This window comes from Streptomyces sp. NPDC000880 (assembly GCF_053599675.1).
In genome coordinates, this window is record NZ_JBSFMS010000018.1 from 40,840 (window position 1) to 57,024 (window position 16,185).

17 protein-coding genes are annotated in these 16,185 nt (G+C 69.9%); 4 read left to right on the forward strand and 13 right to left on the reverse strand.

Annotated features, from left to right (window positions below; all coding sequences use genetic code 11):
• Positions 1–287 precede the first annotated feature (287 nt).
• From cbiE to ACWDO5_RS08950, 6 genes are all read right to left on the reverse strand, one after another.
• Positions 288–1,532, reverse strand: coding sequence for a precorrin-6y C5,15-methyltransferase (decarboxylating) subunit CbiE (gene cbiE / locus ACWDO5_RS08925; protein WP_450529648.1), 1,245 nt, complete (start codon positions 1,530–1,532; stop codon positions 288–290).
• 102 nt (positions 1,533–1,634) lie between these two features.
• The gene (locus ACWDO5_RS08930) at positions 1,635–2,282 is read right to left on the reverse strand and encodes a GNAT family N-acetyltransferase (protein ID WP_450529684.1); all 648 of its coding nucleotides are present in this window, start codon (positions 2,280–2,282) and stop codon (positions 1,635–1,637) included.
• 147 nt (positions 2,283–2,429) lie between these two features.
• Positions 2,430–3,290, reverse strand: a complete 861-nt coding sequence (locus tag ACWDO5_RS08935; protein ID WP_450529649.1) for a MetQ/NlpA family ABC transporter substrate-binding protein — start codon at positions 3,288–3,290, stop codon at positions 2,430–2,432.
• A gap of 77 nt (positions 3,291–3,367) precedes the next feature.
• Positions 3,368–4,039: a methionine ABC transporter permease gene (locus ACWDO5_RS08940; protein ID WP_450529650.1), complete on the reverse strand. Its 672-nt coding sequence runs from the start codon at positions 4,037–4,039 to the stop codon at positions 3,368–3,370.
• Positions 4,036–5,103 carry a methionine ABC transporter ATP-binding protein gene (locus ACWDO5_RS08945; protein WP_450529651.1) on the reverse strand — a complete coding sequence of 356 codons (1,068 nt, stop codon included), beginning with the start codon at positions 5,101–5,103 and terminating at the stop codon, positions 4,036–4,038. The genes ACWDO5_RS08940 and ACWDO5_RS08945 overlap by 4 nt, the downstream gene beginning before the upstream one ends.
• Positions 5,104–5,489: 386 nt before the next feature.
• Complete coding sequence (locus tag ACWDO5_RS08950; RefSeq protein ID WP_450529652.1) at positions 5,490–6,137, reverse strand: HAD-IA family hydrolase; 648 nt, start codon at positions 6,135–6,137, stop codon at positions 5,490–5,492.
• A 70-nt stretch (positions 6,138–6,207) separates the two neighbouring features.
• Between ACWDO5_RS08950 and ACWDO5_RS08955 the strand changes: the two genes are divergently transcribed.
• Positions 6,208–6,567, forward strand: coding sequence for a hypothetical protein (locus ACWDO5_RS08955; RefSeq protein WP_450529653.1), 360 nt, complete (start codon positions 6,208–6,210; stop codon positions 6,565–6,567).
• A 2-nt stretch (positions 6,568–6,569) separates the two neighbouring features.
• Positions 6,570–6,992, forward strand: coding sequence for a hypothetical protein (locus tag ACWDO5_RS08960; RefSeq protein ID WP_450529654.1), 423 nt, complete (start codon positions 6,570–6,572; stop codon positions 6,990–6,992).
• Between the two features lie 9 nt (positions 6,993–7,001).
• On the opposite strand, the gene ACWDO5_RS08965 is transcribed toward ACWDO5_RS08960, so the two are convergent.
• The 3 genes from ACWDO5_RS08965 to ACWDO5_RS08975 form a co-directional block, all read right to left on the reverse strand.
• Positions 7,002–7,505 (reverse strand): GNAT family N-acetyltransferase, encoded by a 504-nt coding sequence (locus tag ACWDO5_RS08965; RefSeq protein WP_450529655.1) that lies wholly within the window; start codon positions 7,503–7,505, stop codon positions 7,002–7,004.
• Positions 7,506–7,541: 36 nt separating this feature from the next.
• Complete coding sequence (locus ACWDO5_RS08970; protein ID WP_450529656.1) at positions 7,542–8,072, reverse strand: sigma-70 family RNA polymerase sigma factor; 531 nt, start codon at positions 8,070–8,072, stop codon at positions 7,542–7,544.
• Between the two features lie 84 nt (positions 8,073–8,156).
• Complete coding sequence (locus ACWDO5_RS08975; protein ID WP_450529657.1) at positions 8,157–9,314, reverse strand: glycerophosphodiester phosphodiesterase; 1,158 nt, start codon at positions 9,312–9,314, stop codon at positions 8,157–8,159.
• A gap of 230 nt (positions 9,315–9,544) precedes the next feature.
• On the opposite strand from ACWDO5_RS08975, the gene ACWDO5_RS08980 reads away from it, so the two are divergent.
• Positions 9,545–10,234, forward strand: coding sequence for a lysophospholipid acyltransferase family protein (locus ACWDO5_RS08980; protein WP_450529658.1), 690 nt, complete (start codon positions 9,545–9,547; stop codon positions 10,232–10,234).
• Between the two features lie 222 nt (positions 10,235–10,456).
• Here the strand turns inward: ACWDO5_RS08980 and ACWDO5_RS08985 are convergent, their stop codons facing one another.
• The 4 genes from ACWDO5_RS08985 to ACWDO5_RS09000 form a co-directional block, all read right to left on the reverse strand.
• Complete coding sequence (locus tag ACWDO5_RS08985) at positions 10,457–12,001, reverse strand: MFS transporter (protein ID WP_450529659.1); 1,545 nt, start codon at positions 11,999–12,001, stop codon at positions 10,457–10,459.
• Positions 11,998–12,549: a TetR/AcrR family transcriptional regulator gene (locus ACWDO5_RS08990; protein ID WP_450529660.1), complete on the reverse strand. Its 552-nt coding sequence runs from the start codon at positions 12,547–12,549 to the stop codon at positions 11,998–12,000. Before ACWDO5_RS08990 ends, ACWDO5_RS08985 begins: the two co-directional genes overlap by 4 nt.
• Positions 12,550–12,662: 113 nt before the next feature.
• The gene (gene argH, locus ACWDO5_RS08995; protein ID WP_450529661.1) at positions 12,663–14,090 is read right to left on the reverse strand and encodes an argininosuccinate lyase; all 1,428 of its coding nucleotides are present in this window, start codon (positions 14,088–14,090) and stop codon (positions 12,663–12,665) included.
• A 77-nt stretch (positions 14,091–14,167) separates the two neighbouring features.
• Positions 14,168–15,361: an argininosuccinate synthase gene (locus tag ACWDO5_RS09000; protein ID WP_450529662.1), complete on the reverse strand. Its 1,194-nt coding sequence runs from the start codon at positions 15,359–15,361 to the stop codon at positions 14,168–14,170.
• 151 nt (positions 15,362–15,512) lie between these two features.
• On the opposite strand from ACWDO5_RS09000, the gene ACWDO5_RS09005 reads away from it, so the two are divergent.
• Positions 15,513–16,100 (forward strand): pyridoxamine 5'-phosphate oxidase family protein, encoded by a 588-nt coding sequence (locus ACWDO5_RS09005; protein ID WP_450529663.1) that lies wholly within the window; start codon positions 15,513–15,515, stop codon positions 16,098–16,100.
• Positions 16,101–16,185: the final 85 nt, after the last annotated feature.

The window sequence follows — 16,185 nt, forward strand, 5'->3', positions numbered from 1 at the left end:
GACGCCCGATCGCGGCACACCTGACGCCCGTCAACAAGAACGAGCGTGTGCGCCGAGCGGCACGATGACCCACGGACCCCAAGCATTCTCGCGGCCGTTCGCCGCCGCGGCAGGGAGATCCGCCACGGTCCGCTGTGGGCTGCGCCACGTTGCGCCTCCCCCGGTTCCGACGTACCACATACGGGAGCCAAAGCGCCCCCTTTTTCCGGACATTGTCGAACGAAGCGACGAACGACCGGCTGCGGTACAACGATCCGCCAGCCTACCCCGCGCCGCGCGGCGCGGGGTCAGGGGGCGCGGTCCAAGCGCCTGCCGGAGAGCAGAAAGACGACGGAACGATCCCGCTCCGCCCAGTCCGCGGTGTCCAGTTCGACGGACTGCAGCAGTGCGCACTCCACCGCATATCCGCCCGCGGCCAGTGCCGCGCCGATCGCCTCGGCCTCGTCCCGGGTCGAGGCATGGGTCACGATGCGCTGCGGGCGCCTGTCGGCGCAGGCGGTCACCACCGGCACCCCCCCACCCCCGAGCCGTACGACATCGGGTTCGGGCAGCCGCTCCAGCACATGCGGCGCGCGGCCCTGGACGACCTGGAGCTGGACGCCCGAGTGCCGGGCCGTGGCGTCGGTGCGAGCGCAGGCGGCCGGGTCCGCGTCGACGGCGATGACCGCGGCGCCGAAGCGGGCAGCCTCCGCCGCGAGCGCGCCGCTGCCGGAGCCGATGTCCCACACCAGGTCGCCGATGCGGGGGCCGAGACGGGCCAGTTGGGCGGCGCGCAACTGCACCGACTCGCCCTCGCCGAGGCCTTCTCCGTACGACTGTCCATACGCCTGTCCGTACGCCTGGGAGGGCAGCGCCCAGCCGCGCACCGCCGGCGGGTAGCCGGGTTCGTGGCCCGCGATCCAGCCCCCGCCGGGCACCGCAGGGGTCCCCGCGCCGCCGATGACGACGACGACATTCGGGTCGCGCCAGGCGTGGTCGGCGGCCTTGTCGGAGGTGATGACGGTGACCTGCTCACGGTCGGTGCCGAGTTCCTCGCAGATGACGAAGGTGCGGTGCACGCCTTCAAGAAGCAGGGCGAGCTCGGCCGGGCCGGCGCCCGGGGAGGTGAGGACGGCGACCTTGGGGTGCGCCCGGCACACATTGACGGCGCGACGCAGCGTACGGCGGTGGGCGACGACGACCTGGGCGTCGTCCCACGGCATGCCCGCCCGGGCGAAGGCGGTGGCGACGGACGAGACGGCGGGCACGACCTCGACCTCCAGGCCGTGCTCCGGGGCGCGCAGGGTGCGTACGACGCCGAAGAAGCCGGGGTCGCCGTCGGCGAGGACGACGGCGCTGCCGCGGTGGCCCGCGATCCGCCGGGCGGCGAGGTCGACGCTGCCGAGCCGGATACGCTCGGCGCCCTTGGGCACCTCGGGGAGGGCCAGGTGGTGGGCCGCTCCTGCCACCAGGGTTGAGGCCGCGAGGGCGGACCTGGCCGCAGCGGTGAGCGGCGAACCGTCCCAGCCGATCACCGTGACCCGGTCGGCCATCGTTGTCAGTCTCCTGGTGTCGTCGCAGGTCGGGGAGCCCGCACGGGTGCGGGCAGGGTGAGAGTACCTGGCGCGGCGGTGGCCGACCCCGACCGGCTGCTGTCAGTTCCAGTCGGTGAAGGAGGCGTAGCCCGCGTCCGCCATCTGGTCGGCGACGCCCTCGAGGTCCTCGGGCAGCAGGCTCCAGACGATCAGATCGGTGCGGATGTCGGCCCAGCCTCCGTCCTCCGTCTGCGTACGCGCTATCCAGGCGTTGCGCAGCACGCCCTCGCTGATGCAGCCGATCTTCTGCGCGACCTGCTGGGAGGCGGTGTTGTCGGCGGCCGTGCGCAGTTCCAGGCGCTCGAACCTCTGGTTGCGGAAGAGCCACTTGGCCACGGCCAGCACCGATTCGGTGGCGTAGCCCTCGCCTCGCGCCCAGGGGGCGGTGACGTACGCGACCTCGGCGGCGAGCGTGCGCCAGTTGGTGTTCTGCAAATGGACGGTGCCGACGAGCCGCTGGGTGAGGAACTCAGTGACGGCCAGAACGATTCCACGGCCTTCGGCGCGCTCGGCAGGAGCGATCCTGCCGACCCATTCCTCGGCGTCGGCGACGGTGTACGGGTGCGGCACCGAGGTCCAGGCGGTGACTTGTTCGTCGTTCATCATCTCGGTGTGCGCCGGGATGTCGGCTTCCTCGAAGGGGCGCAGCACCAACCGCTCCGTGCTGATGGACACGTCCGGGAAGGTGGTAGTCATGCGCAGCTCCATGCCGAAGACCGTCGTAAGGGTCATAGCCGTAAAGGCACAGCATGCAGCATCGGGTGGGGGATGTGCATGGCCGGGTGGGCCCGCGAGGAGGCCCCACGCACCGGAACGCGGTGCGCGGGGCCTCGTTCAAGGGGCTTTCGGCGAGCGCTACTTGACGGCGCCGAAGGCCGCGACGACGGAGCCGGCGTACTTGTCGCCGATGAACTTCTTCACCTCGGGGGAGTTGAGGAGCTTCGCGAGCTTCCCCACGCGGGCGTCCTTCTCGTTGCCTTCCTTGACGGCGAGGAAGTTGGCGTACGGGTTGCCGTCGGGCTTCTCCAGCGCCAGGGAGTCCTGGGCGGGCTTGAGGTCGGCCTCAATGGCGTAGTTGCCGTTGATGACCGCGGCGTCGACGTCGTTCAGGGCGCGGGGCAGCGTGGCGGCCTCCAGCTCCTTGAACTTCAGGCCCTTGCTGTCCTTGATGTCGGAGAGCTTGGCGTCGGTGCCGGCGCCGTCCTTGAGGGTGATCAGGCCGTTGTCGGCGAGCAGCTTGAGCGCGCGGCCCTCGTTGGTGGTGTCGTTGGGGACGGCGATGGTCTGGCCGGCCTTGATCTCCATGATGTCCTTGGACTTCTTGGAGTAGAGGCCCAGGGGCTCCAGGTGGACGTTGACGACCGGGACGATGTGGGTCTTGTTCTTCTTGTTGAAGTCGTCGAGGTACGGCTTGTGCTGGAAGAAGTTGGCGTCGACCTGGCCGCTCTCGGTGGCGGTGTTCGGCAGGACGTAGTCCGTGAACTCCTTGACCTCGAGGTTCAGTCCGGCCTTCTTCGCCAGGTTGTCCTTGATGTAGTTGAGGATGTCGGCGTGCGGGGTCGGCGACGCGGCGACGACCAGCGCCTTGGACTCGTCGGCCTTGTCGCCGGAGTCGGACTTGGCGGCCGGGTCGGAAGCGGTGCCGCAGGCGGTGAGGCCGAGGGAGAGAGCGGCGGCAGCGGCGGCGACAGCGGTGAGCTTGATGTTCTTACGCACGAAGAGTGCCTCTTTCTGGTGGAACTGGTGGAGCGGAACGGCGCCCGGACAAGGAGTGCGGGCTGTGCGGGATGCGGTCAGGAAGCGGTACGGCCCCGGCGCGCCAGGAGTCGTACGACGCCGTCACCGATGAGCTGCACGGCGGTGACGATGGCGATCAGGATGACGACCGTGATGAGCATGAACTGGGTCTCGAAGCGCTGGAATCCGTAGGTGACGGCCTTGGATCCGAGCCCCTCGCCGCCGACCGCGCCGGCCATCGCCGAGTAGCCGACGAGCACGATCACGGTGGTGGTGACGGCGGAGACGAGCGAGGGCAGGGCCTGCGGCAGCAGCACCTTGCGGACGATCGTCGGGATGGACCCGCCCATCGACTGGACGGCCTCGACCAGTCCGTGGTCGACCTCGCGGATCGCCGTCTCGACGAGTCGCGCGAAGAACGGAATGGCGCCCACGGCGAGCGGCACGATCATCGCGGTGGGGCCGATGAAGGTGCCGACGACCAGCGTGGTGAAGGGGATCAGCGCGATCAGCAGGATGATGAAAGGCAGCGACCGGCCGATGTTCACGATCACGCCGACGACCTTGTTCACCGGGGTGTTCTGCAGCAGCCCGCCCTTGTCGGTGAGGACGAGCAGCACACCGAGCGGCAGTCCGCCCGCGACGGTGACGAGGGTGGACCACAGAACCATGTAGAGGGTGTCGACGGTGCCCTGGCTCAGCAGCGGCTGCATCTCCGACCAGGTCACTTGGCACCCTCCTTGACCAGCGCGGCGCCGCCCTGCGTGGGGAGGGCGACCGGCTCGGCGGGGGCGTCGACGACGTCGACCTGGAGGCCCTGCTCGCGCAGAAAGCCGACCGGGACGACGTTGTCCTCGTACCGGCCCGGGAGTTCAATGCGCATCCGGCCGATCTGCTTGCCGGCGACGGTGTCCATCGCGGCGCCGAGGATCGAGATGTCGATGTTGTACGTACGCGAGAGCTGGGAGATCACGGGCTGGGTGGCGGCATCGCCGTGGAAGGTGACGTCGATGACCGTGCTCTCCGGTCCTGAAGCCTCGCCGTCCACCGGGAACAGCTCCCGTGCCAGTTCGGAGCCGGGGGTTGCGAGCAGTTCGCTCACCGTGCCGGATTCGATGACCTTCCCCTTCTTCATCAGGGCTGCCGAGTCGCAGATCGTCTTGACGACGTCCATCTCGTGCGTGATGAGCAGAACTGTCAGTCCGAGCTGCTGGTTGAGGTCGCGGAGCAGCTGGAGGATCGAGCGGGTGGTCTCAGGGTCCAGGGCGCTGGTCGCCTCGTCGGAGAGCAGCACCTTGGGGTCGCCGGCGAGCGCCCGGGCGATGCCGACGCGCTGCTTCTGGCCGCCGGAGAGCTGTCCGGGGTACACCTTGGCCTTGTCGGCGAGACCCACCAGGTCGAGGAGTTCCAGGGCCTTGCGCGAGCGCTCGGCGCCCGGGATCCCGAGGATCTCCAGGGGCAGTTCGACGTTGTCCTTGACGGTGCGCGAGGACAGCAGGTTGAAGTGCTGGAAGACCATGCCGATGCGGCTGCGCGCCTCGCGCAGTTCCCTGGTGGCGCGCCGGCCGCGGCCGGCCAGCGCGGTGAGGTCCTGGCCGGCGACGGTCACGGTGCCGGAGGTGGGGCGCTCCAGCAGATTGACGCAGCGGATGAGCGAGGACTTTCCGGCGCCGCTCTGGCCGATGACTCCGAAGACCTCGCCCTCACGGACATGCAGGTCGACACCGTCCAGGGCGGTGACCTGGCGGCCTCGCGACTCATAGACCTTGGTAAGGCCCGTAGTGGTGATCACAGGGGGTATTCCGTCACTGTCGAGTGCACGGCGCGGTGTCCGCCGGGCACGGGGCATTCAGGTTCGGACAGTCGGGCGCAGCACGGCCGATTCGGCTGGTGGCCGGTGGGCGACGTGTGCGCGGGGGCAGGCTCGGTCCGATGCGGTCGGGCGGTGCATCGGATTCGGCTCGGCTGTCGGGTCTCGCTTCGGGGCGCGAGGCTCAGGCAGGGGCCCTCAGATGGCGCACATTCGACACATACAACGAGCACCGGGCGTCGTGATCGCCTCGGTCGCAAGGGTGCGGCTGCTCGTCGTGGTCATGTTGGCAAGTAAAGCAGACAGGAGTACGGAGCGATCAGGGCCATCCGCATATCGGACAGCCCTGACACGCCCTGCGGACAGGCTCAGCCGGCCGTGATGATCTCCACTCCCGTGCCCGTGGCCTGCACGGACACGGCCGAGAGGTCACCGACGACCACATCGGCGAGCAGCTCGGAGGGCTCGTGCGTTGTGGCCAAGGCCACGGTTCGCATGCCCGCGGCGCGCCCCGCGGCCAGCCCCGCCGGGGCGTCCTCGAAGACCACGCAGCGCGCCGGGTCCACGCCGAGCCGCCGCGCCCCGAGCAGGAAGGGCTCCGGGTCGGGCTTGCCGCGGGTGATGTCGTCGGCGGCGATCAGGTTCTTGGGCCGGATGCCGACCTCTTCGAGCCGGGCCTCGGCCAGCCGCCGGGTCGCGGAGGTGACCACGGCCCAGCGGTCGGCGGGCAGCTGCGCCAGCAGTTCGGCGGTGCCCGGCAGCAGGACGACTCCCCCGGGCACGTCCTCGACCTCGAGCTGTTCGATACGGGCCACCGCCTCGGGCACCACGTCCGCGGGCAGCAGGTCGGCGGCTATCTCGGCGGCGGGGCGGCCGTGCAGCTCGACGCGGGCGAAGGCCTCCGGCGTGATTCCGTACTCCTGCGCCCACCTGGTCCAGCAACGGTAGACGGACTCCACCGAAGAGATGAGGGTTCCGTCGTTGTCGAACAGCAGCGCTTCGGCATGGATCTTCATGGTCGTCGACCCTACGGGTCGCACGGGGCCGCGCGCATCAGGCCTTTTGGCCCGTAATACGCTCGGGGCCATGCTTGACGCCCTGACGGTCGCGGTCGCCGTGACCGCGCTCGCCCTCGCCGCCTGGTGCGGCTTCGCCGCCTACCGCGACCAGCCCACCAAGGACTGGCACTTCATCGGCATGGCCGTGGTGTCGGTGCTGGCGCTGGCGCAGCTTGGGGTCGGAATCGTGCAGTTGGCGCGCGGCGAGAAGGCGCACGAGGCAACCGCGATCTTCATCGCGTATCTGGTCGGCTCGTTCGCGGCGGTCCCGGCGGCCGGCTTTCTCTCGCTGGCCGAGCGGACCCGCTGGGGGTCCGCAACGGTCGCTGCGGGCGCCGTGGTTCTCGCCGTGCTCGAAGTGCGGCTCTACGACATCTGGGGAGGCTGACGATGGCCGAGCCGGTCACCGACGAGCAGCAGCGGCGCACCAAGCTGGTGCAGGGACCCGGACTCCTGCTGGTCTGGCTGTACGGAGTGATGTCCGTCGGCGCCGTCTCCCGCTCGGTCTACCAGATCCTCACCGACTTCGGCTCGGCGCCGCTGGCCCACACACTCTCCGCTGTGGCGGCCGTGGTGTACGCGTTCATCACGTACACCCTCGTACGCGGCGGGGAGACGGCCCGCAGGGCGGCGCTGGTGTGCTGCGCCGCCGAGCTCGCGGGCGTGCTGATCGTCGGGACCTGGACCGTGCTGGACCCGTCCGCCTTCCCCGATTCCACGGTGTGGTCGGAGTACGGCATGGGCTACATCTTCATTCCGGTGCTGCTGCCGGTCACCGGAATGCTCTGGCTGCGCAGGTCCCGGCAGGGCTAGGCGCCGCGCCTAGGCGCTGGCGACGTACTCCCGCTCCGACGCCTCCTTCTCCAGCGTGACCAGTGTGAGCCTCGGACCGACCCGCTCGCTGGCCACCGGCACATAGCCGCGGCTGCGGTACAACCGCAGATTGCTCTCGCTGCGGTGCCCGGTGAAGAGCTGGAACCGCTTGGCGCCCGGATCCCCCGCGAAGCACTCCTCGATCGCGTCGAGCAGCCGCCCGCCCAGGCCATGGCGCTGCATCCGCGGATGCACGATCAGCTTGGCGATCCGGGCCATGCCGCCCGCGTCGACCCTGCCGCGCACGGAGGCGACCACCTCGTCGCCGAGCCTGGCCACCAGGGCGTGGCCCTGGGCCATTTCGGCCCGCAGATCCTCAAGTGACTGGATGAGGGGCTCGATTCCGTAGTCGCCGTAGAGCTCGGCCTCGGTCTGGTAGCACAGATACTGCAGCTTGAGGATGTGCTCCGCGTCCTGTGCTCTCGCCGCTGAGATGGTCACGCTCATGCCCATGTGCGCATGCCTCCCGCTCACCTGTCCGCCGGTTGTCTATCGCTCCTTTCCCCCAAGTTCAGGAGCCGCAACCTCTGCCGTCAGCATTCTGCGCAGGCATCCCAGGCAGCGGGAACGCATCGGCCCAAGGCTCCCTTGTGAGATTCCCAACTCCCCTGCGATTTCACGGTAGGTGGGGTCGTCGGGGGACAGCATCGCGGTCAGAAGCCGGGGACAGTTCCCCGGGGTGCGGGCGACCGCTGCCCGAATGACGCGGCGCCGCTCGGCCCTCAGCGCGGCCCGTTCGGGGCTGCCTGCCGGGTCCGACGGGTCATGGCCGTACGGGAGTTCCCGGGCGGCCGTGCGACGGGCGCGGCGGGCTTCCGCGCGTACGGCCGACTTGACCCAACGGGCGGCGTCCGGCAGCAGACCGTCCCCGCCGAGCCGCTCGAGGAGCCGTACCCAGACGGCCTGTTCGAGGTCACGGGCCTCCATCGCGGCGGCCGGGGCCTCCGCAGTCGCCTCGGCGCTCACGAGCGAGCGCAGCGCGCTGACCACTTGGGCGGCGGTTTCGTGGCGAAGGGTCATGCCCTGCGGGACGTGCTGTCGCGCGGCGGCGGTTGCCGTGCGACAGCACACTCACCCGTACGGGCCAAAGGGCGTCGGGAGCCGTCAGCCGCGGAAGTCGGCGGCGGCGAGCAGCCCGGTGTCGGCGTTGTCCGTGAAGATGCCGTCGATGCCGGTCTCGAAGCAGGCCTTGAACACGCCGAAGACGTCGCCGTACGCGTTCGGGTCGGTGCCACGCCGGAAGTCGGCGGGCAGGAAGGTGTTCTCGTTGCGCATCGTGTACGGGTGCACGACCAGGCCCTTGGCGTGCGCGTCCCTCACCAGCGTCGTCGGCGTGCTGAGCTTGCCGCTCGCGTCCCTCGGGATGACCAGGTCGAGGGTCGGGCCGAGGCCCTGCGCGAAGGACGCGATCCACTTCAGGCCCTCGGGCTTGACGAGGTCCGCGACCGTGCGGGGGTCGCCCGCCTCGACGAAGTCCCAGGGACGCGTGCTCGCGCCGGACAGCAGCACGACGCGCGGCGAGGAGACCAGCTTCGCCAGCCTCTGCATGCTGCTCGGCTCGAACGACTGCAGGAAAACCGGCGAGCCCTTACCGTCGCGTCCGTAGCGGCGAAGCAGCTTCGCGAGCGGCTCCTCCAGACCGAGCCCGATCCCCCGGAAGTACGTGGGGTGCTTGGTCTCGACATACAGCCAGACAGGACGACCGCGCCGACGGCCCTCCTGCTCCGCCCAGCGCAGCACCTCCTCGAAGGTGGGGACGGCCCAGCGGCCGTCGTAGAGGGTGTTCTCCTGACGGTTGCCCGGTATCCGCTCCTTGGCGCGCAGCGTCTTCAGCTCGGCGAGAGTGAAGTCCTCGGTGAACCAGCCGGTGAGGCTGACGCCGTCGACGGACTTGGTGGTCTTGCGCGACGCGAACTCCGGGTGCGCCGCGACATCCGTCGTACCCGTGATGTCGTTCTCGTGACGGCATACGAGATGGCCGTCCTTGGTGGGCACCAGGTCCTGCTCGATGACGTGCGCGCCCATGTCGAGGGCCAGCTGGTAGGAGCCGATGGTGTGCTCGGGCCGGTAGCCGCTGGCACCCCGGTGGGCAATGACGGTCGGGTAGGGCAGATCCCGGTACGAGGATCCGTCGCCGCCCTGGCGCTCGTCGGCCTCGGCACGTGCCGCGGTGGCGCCGCCGACGCCGAGAGCGGCCGTGCCGAGCACCGCCGCTCCTAGTACGGTCCGGCGCCCCGGACTTCTGTCCGCACCCTGAGTCATCGACATTCCTCCATCTTTCCCGCGTGTGATGTCACGCACCTGTCGAGCGACGGCCGATGCTAGGCGGCAACGCCCTATCTACGGCAGACCCTGGGCGAACGCAGCGAAAACACACATCAACACTGCGTATCCGCTCCGTGAACCGATGTGCGATCAGGTGTGACCCGCGAGTATCGTCCTCACCTGCAGAGACTTCGCCTGCCGTCACAGTCCGCCCCACGACACCGTCCATGACACCGGAGGACCCGTTGTCCCGCTTGTCGCTCATCAAGGCAGTGCTCGGCCCCATCCTGCGCCTGATGTTCCGCCCCCGCGTGGAAGGTGTCGAGAACATCCCCGGGACCGGACCTGTCATCCTCGCCGGAAACCATCTGACGTTCATCGACTCGATGATCATGCCGCTGGTGTGCGCCCGTCCGGTCTACTTCATCGGCAAGGACGAGTACGTCACGGGCAAGGGCTTCAAGGGCCGGCTGATGGCCTGGTTCTTCACCGGCTGCGGAATGATCCCGGTGGACCGCGACGGCGCGAACGGGGGCGTGGCCGCGCTGATGACGGGCCGCCGGGTGCTGGAGGAGGGCAAGGTCTTCGGCATCTACCCGGAGGGCACCCGCTCCCCCGACGGCCGGCTCTACCGCGGCCGTACGGGCATCGCCCGGCTGACGCTGATGACCGGCGCGCCGGTGGTCCCGTTCGCGGTGATCGGCACGGACAAGCTCCAGCCGGGCGGGGCGGGGCTGCCGCGGCCGGGCCGGGTGACGGTCCGCTTCGGCGAGCCGATGGAGTTCTCGCGCTACGAGGGGATGGACCGCGACCGCTATGTGCTGCGGGCGGTCACGGACTCGGTGATGGCGGAGGTCATGGAGCTGTCGGGGCAGGAGTACGTGGACATGTACGCAACGAAGGCGAAGGCGGCCTGACGGCCGCGAGGGCGTGACGGGGCCGGCCCGGGCGGCGCGATCGTTCCAGTCCGGCCGGCGGCGCGATCGTTCCAGTCCGGCGCCGGTCGGCCCGTTCGGCCGAAGCGTGTGAGGCGCGTCCCGGCGCCGAGCCCGCGGGAGCGACGGACACAACCACCGCGACCGGGGCGAAGTCAGTCAGGCGCACGAAGGGCCGGCCCTTCGCCGTGTCGCACGCTCCGGTCACGGGTGCTCGATGCCCTCCTCGAGCTTCTGGCCCCGCAGCAGGAACCACGCCGCGACCGCCGTGGCGAACAGCACCGCCGCGCCCACCGCGGCCGCCCCCTGGAAGCCGTCCGTGAAGGCGTCCTGCGCGGCCGACAGCATCGTGTCGCCCTGTTCCGGCGGCAGGTCCTTCGCCGACTCGACCGCGCCGCCGAGGGAGTCGTGCGCAGCGGCCACCGCCTCGGCCGGGACGCCCGGCGGCGCGGTGAAGCCGCGGTACATGCAGGTCACGATCGAGCCGAGCAGCGCGATGCCGAGCGCCGCGCCCAGTTCGTACGCCGTCTCGGACACCGCGGACGCCGCGCCCGCCTGCTCCTTGGGCACGCTGGAGAGGATGACGTCCGCGGTCACGGTGAAGGCGAGGCCCGCTCCCACGCCGCCGACGAACAGCGCGATGCCGAGCGCCACGACGCCGGTGGACGCGCTGATCGTCGTACAGGCGGCGAGAGCGAGACCGACCGCTGTCAGTCCGCCGGACACGGCGCTGCGTACGGAGGCTCTGCGGGCGAGATGACCGGCCAGCAGTCCCGCGCCCACCGCGCCGATCGCGGCGGGCAGTTCGATCAGTCCGGCCTCCAACGGCGAGCGCAGCTGGACCAGTTGCAGGAACTGCGAGAGGAAGAAGACCAGGCCGGACAGGCCGAGGATGGTCAGCAGATCAGCGAGCACCGCGCCGGAGAAGCCGCGGTGGTGGAAGAGCCGCATGTTCAGCAGGGGCGAGGCGAGCGTCAACTGCCGCCGGGCGAACCAGTACAGCGCGGCCAGGCCGATGGCCGCGGCCGCCGCCATGTCCCCGCCCACGCCGTGCACCGCCGCTTCCTTGACGGCGTAGACGACGCTGACGATGCCGATCAGGGAGAGGGCGACGCTGGTCAGGTCCCAGGGGCCGGGGGCCGGGTCGCGGGACTCCGGCAGGAGCTTGATGCCGACGAGCACCAGCACGGCCATGACGGGCAGGTTGATCAGGAAGACCGAGCCCCACCAGAAGTTCTCCAGCAGGAAGCCGCCGACGACGGGTCCGACCGCGGCGCCCGCGGAGGCGGCCGCGCCCCAGATGCCGACGGCGAGGCTGCGTTCCTTGGGATCGTGGAAGATGTTGCGGATCAGCGCGAGGGTGGACGGCATCAGGGTGGCGCCCGCCACGCCGAGCAGGGCCCGCGCGAGGATCATCAACTCGGGGCTGGTGGCGTACGCGTTGAGCACGGACACGGCGCCGAACGCGACCGCGCCGATCAGCAGCAGCTTCTTGCGGCCGATACGGTCGCCGAGGCTGCCCATGGAGACGAGCAGGCCGGCGATGACGAACGAGTAGACGTCGCCGATCCACAGCAGTTGGGTGCCCGACGGCCTGAGGTCCTCGCTGAGGAACGGCGTGGCGAGGCCGAGGACGGTCGCGTCGACGGCGACCAGCAGCACGGCAGGGACGAGGACGGCGAGCGCGAGCCACCGGCCCGGACTGCGTGCGGCCGCGGTTTCCGTCGCCCGCAGGTCGGTACCAGTCATTGCTCCACGCTCCGGCGTGCGCCGCCGAGCAGCAGCTCGGCGATCATGTACTGGAAGTCCTTGGCCGCGACGCGCCCTTCCTGCACCGACCAGGCGCCGGCGCCGACGAGGCCGTACAGTGCCTCGGTCAGCCAGGCGGGCGTGAGGTCGATGCGGAACTCGCCCTGTTCCTGTCCGCGCCGGAAGAGCGCGGAGACGCGGGCGTCGAGGCGGTTCCAGCCCTCGTGCATCTGGTCGCCCTCGAAGAGCTGGTTCTCGGTGACGAGGAAGGCGAGCAGCGGGGCGGCGGGCTCCACTTCGGCGATGAGCCGGCGCAGGGCGCCCTCGGCGGTGCCGTGGTCGAGCCGGGCAGCGTCGAGGGCGGCCTCGAACTCCCGGATGCCGAGGTCTTCGAGGGCCTTGACGAGGGAGTGCCGGCCGGCGAAGTGCCGGTGCAGGGTGGCGCGTCCGATGCCCGCGGCGCGCGCGACTTCGTCCATGGTGGCGGTCGCTTTGCGGGAGAGCAGGGCGGCGGCGGTGCGCAGCACCTGTTCGCGGTCGACTGCCATGAGACAACCATAACCCATGTGAGACATGAACGTCTCACATGGGTCAGAGGGCAAAGCTCAGCGCCGCCGCCCGGTAGCCGGGCGGCGGCGCTGGAGGAGCACTGACGGGCCGGCTACCGCTTCGCGGTCGCCCACGCGTGCTGGAGGGCCAAGTCCGCCTTGACCTCCGCCAGCTGGGCCGCTACCGCCGACGGGGCCGTACCTCCGCGCCCGCTGCGGGACGCCAGCGCGCCCGGGACGTTCAGGACCGTGCGGACCTTCGGCGTCAGATGCTCGGAGATCTTCGCGAACTGGGCGTCCGTCAGCTCGTCGAGCTCGATGCCCCGCTGCTCGCACTCCTTGACGCACTCGCCCGCGACCTCGTGCGCCACCCGGAACGGCACCCCCTGCTTCACCAGCCACTCCGCGATGTCCGTCGCGAGCGAGAAACCGGCCGGAGCCAGCTCCTCCATCCGTGCGCGGTTGACCGTCAGCGTCGCCATCATCCCGGTGAATGCCGGAAGCAGGACCTCCAGCTGGTCGCAGGAGTCGAAGACCGGCTCCTTGTCCTCCTGGAGGTCGCGGTTGTACGCGAGCGGCAGGGCCTTCAGGGTGGCGAGCAGGCCGGTCAGGTTGCCGATCAGGCGGCCTGACTTGCCGCGCGCCAGCTCCGCGATGTCCGGGTTCTTCTTCTGCGGCATGATCGACGAACCCGTCGAGAAGGCGTCGTGGAGCGTGACGAAGGAGAACTCCTTCGTGTTCCAGATGATGATCTCTTCCGCGATACGGGAGAGGTTGACACCGATCATCGCGGTGATGAAGGCGAACTCCGCGACGAAGTCACGCGACGCCGTGCCGTCGATGGAGTTACCCACCGAGCCGTGCTCGAAGCCCAGGTCCGCGGCGACCGCCTCCGGGTCGAGTCCGAGCGAGGACCCCGCCAACGCACCCGATCCATAGGGCGATACGGCCGTACGCTCGTCCCACTGCCGCAGCCGCTCCGCGTCCCGCGACAGCGACTGGACATGCGCCAGCACATGGTGCGCGAAGAGCACCGGCTGGGCGTGCTGGAGGTGCGTACGGCCGGGCATCGCCACGTCCGGGTGCGCCTCGGCCAGGCCGACCAGCGCGTCCTGGAGGTCTGCGATCAGGCCGCCGATGATCCGGGCATGGTCCCGCAGATACATCCGGAAGAGTGTCGCGACCTGGTCGTTCCGCGACCGGCCGGCCCGCAGCTTGCCGCCGAGGTCCGGGCCGAGCCGCTCCAGCAGGCCGCGCTCCAGTGCCGTATGGACATCCTCGTCGGCGATCGTGCCCACGAACTGTCCGGACGCCACATCTGCTTCGAGCCGGTCGAGCCCGGCGAGCATCCGGTCCTGCTCGTCCTCGGTGAGCAGCCCCGCCTTGTGCAGCACACGCGCGTGGGCGCGGGACCCCGCGATGTCGTACGGCGCTAGGCGCCAGTCGAAGTGGACGGACGCGGACAGCTTGGCCAGCGCCTCGGCGGGACCGTCGGCGAAACGGCCTCCCCAGAGCCGGACGTCACCGCTGTTGCTGCTCACTGCTGTGCTCCTCAAGGCTGTGTATGTACGACCGCCTCCCCACCCCGCGGGTGAGGAGGCGGAAATCACGCTACTGCTCAGATCAGGTCCCGCTTGGCCGCGATCTTCGACGACAGGCCGAAGATTTCGATGAAGCCCTGCGCCTTCGACTGGTCGAACGTGTCGCCCGAGTCGTAGGTCGCCAGGTTGAAGTCGTACAGCGACTCCTCGGACTTCCGGCCGGTGACGACGGCGCGGCCGCCGTGCAGCGTCAGCCGGACGTCGCCGGTGACGTGCTGGTTGGCCTCGTTGATGAAGCCGTCCAGAGCCCGCTTGAGCGGGGAGAACCACAGGCCGTCGTAGACCAGCTCGCCCCAGCGCTGCTCGACCTGCCGCTTGTAGCGGGCCAGTTCGCGCTCGACCGTGACGTTCTCCAGCTCCTGATGCGCGGTGATCAGCGCGATCGCGCCCGGCGCCTCGTACACCTCACGGGACTTGATGCCGACAAGGCGGTCCTCGACCATGTCGATCCGGCCGATGCCCTGTCCGCCGGCCCGCTCGTTGAGCTGCTGGATCGCCTGCAGGACGGTGACGGGCTTGCCGTCAATGGCGACGGGGACGCCCTCCTTGAAGGAGATGACGACCTCGTCGGCCTCGCGCGGCTCCGCCGGGTTCGAGGTGTACTCGTAGATGTCCTCGATCGGCGCGTTCCAGATGTCCTCCAGGAAGCCGGTCTCGACGGCCCGCCCGAAGACGTTCTGGTCGATGGAGTACGGCGACTTCTTGGTGGTCGCGATCGGGAGCTGCTTCTCCTCGCAGAAGGCGATCGCCTTGTCCCGGGTCATCGCGTAGTCGCGGACCGGGGCGATGCACTTCAGATCGGGGCCGAGTGCGGAGATACCGGCCTCGAAGCGGACCTGGTCGTTGCCCTTGCCGGTGCAGCCGTGGGCGACGATGCCCGCGTTGTGCTTCTTGGCGGCGGCGACGAGGTGCTTGACGATCGTCGGCCGGGAGAGGGCGGATACCAGCGGGTAGCGGTCCATGTAAAGGGCGTTGGCCTTGATCGCCGGGAGGCAGTACTCGTCGGCGAACTCGTCCTTGGCGTCGGCGACCTCGGCCTCGACCGCACCGCAGGCGAGCGCGCGCTTACGGATGACGTCCAGGTCCTCGCCGCCCTGGCCGACGTCCACGGCAACGGCGATGACCTCGGCGCCCGTCTCCTCGGCGATCCAGCCGATGGCGACGGAGGTGTCCAGGCCGCCCGAGTAGGCGAGTACGACGCGCTCGGTCACGGGTTTCTCCTTCACGGTGCATTCTCTGATGGAATAAGTATGCACTCCTCCGTATGTTTCGTCAATGCAGCTCTCGGGGGAGTGTGCGGGACGGGTACCGGAGCCTGAAAACGCCTGCCGGCGTGATCGATCGCGTTGGATAATCGCCCGCATGGGACAGCGCTATGAACGAATAGAGGGCAGGATCCGCGGCTTCATCGAGCAGCAGCCGGTGTTCTTCACCGCCACCGCCCCGCTCGGCGGGGACGGCCACGTCAACCTCTCCCCCAAGGGCCGCAGCGGGACCCTCGCCGTCATCGACGAGGTGACCCTCGCCTACCTCGACTTCGGCGGCAGCGGCGCCGAGACCATCGCCCATCTGCGCGAGGAGGGGAACGGGCGCATCACACTGATGTGGTGCGCATTCTCCGGACCGCCCAAGGTGCTGCGGGTGCACGGCAGCGGCGAGGCGATCTTCCGGGACGACCCGCGCTGGGCGGAGTTCATCACGCACTTCAAGGAGGTCGACGGGCCCAGCGCCCGCGCGATCATCGTCGTCCATGCGCGGCGGATCAGCGACGCCTGCGGGTTCGCCGTGCCGTTCATGGCGTACCAGGAGGAGCGCACCCAGCACGCGGAGCACTTCGGCCGTAAGTCGGACGAGGAGTTCGCGGCGTACTGCGAGAAGAAGGACCACGTGGGGGTGAGCCTGGACGGGCTGCCGGCGCTGCCGCTGCCTCTTCCCGCGCGTACGGACTGACGCCGGACAGTCGCTGGGTGCCCGTACGGCGCTGTCCGGGCGGCGCGCCCGCCGAGGCCCCGCGCGCCGGCTCCACCACGGGCAG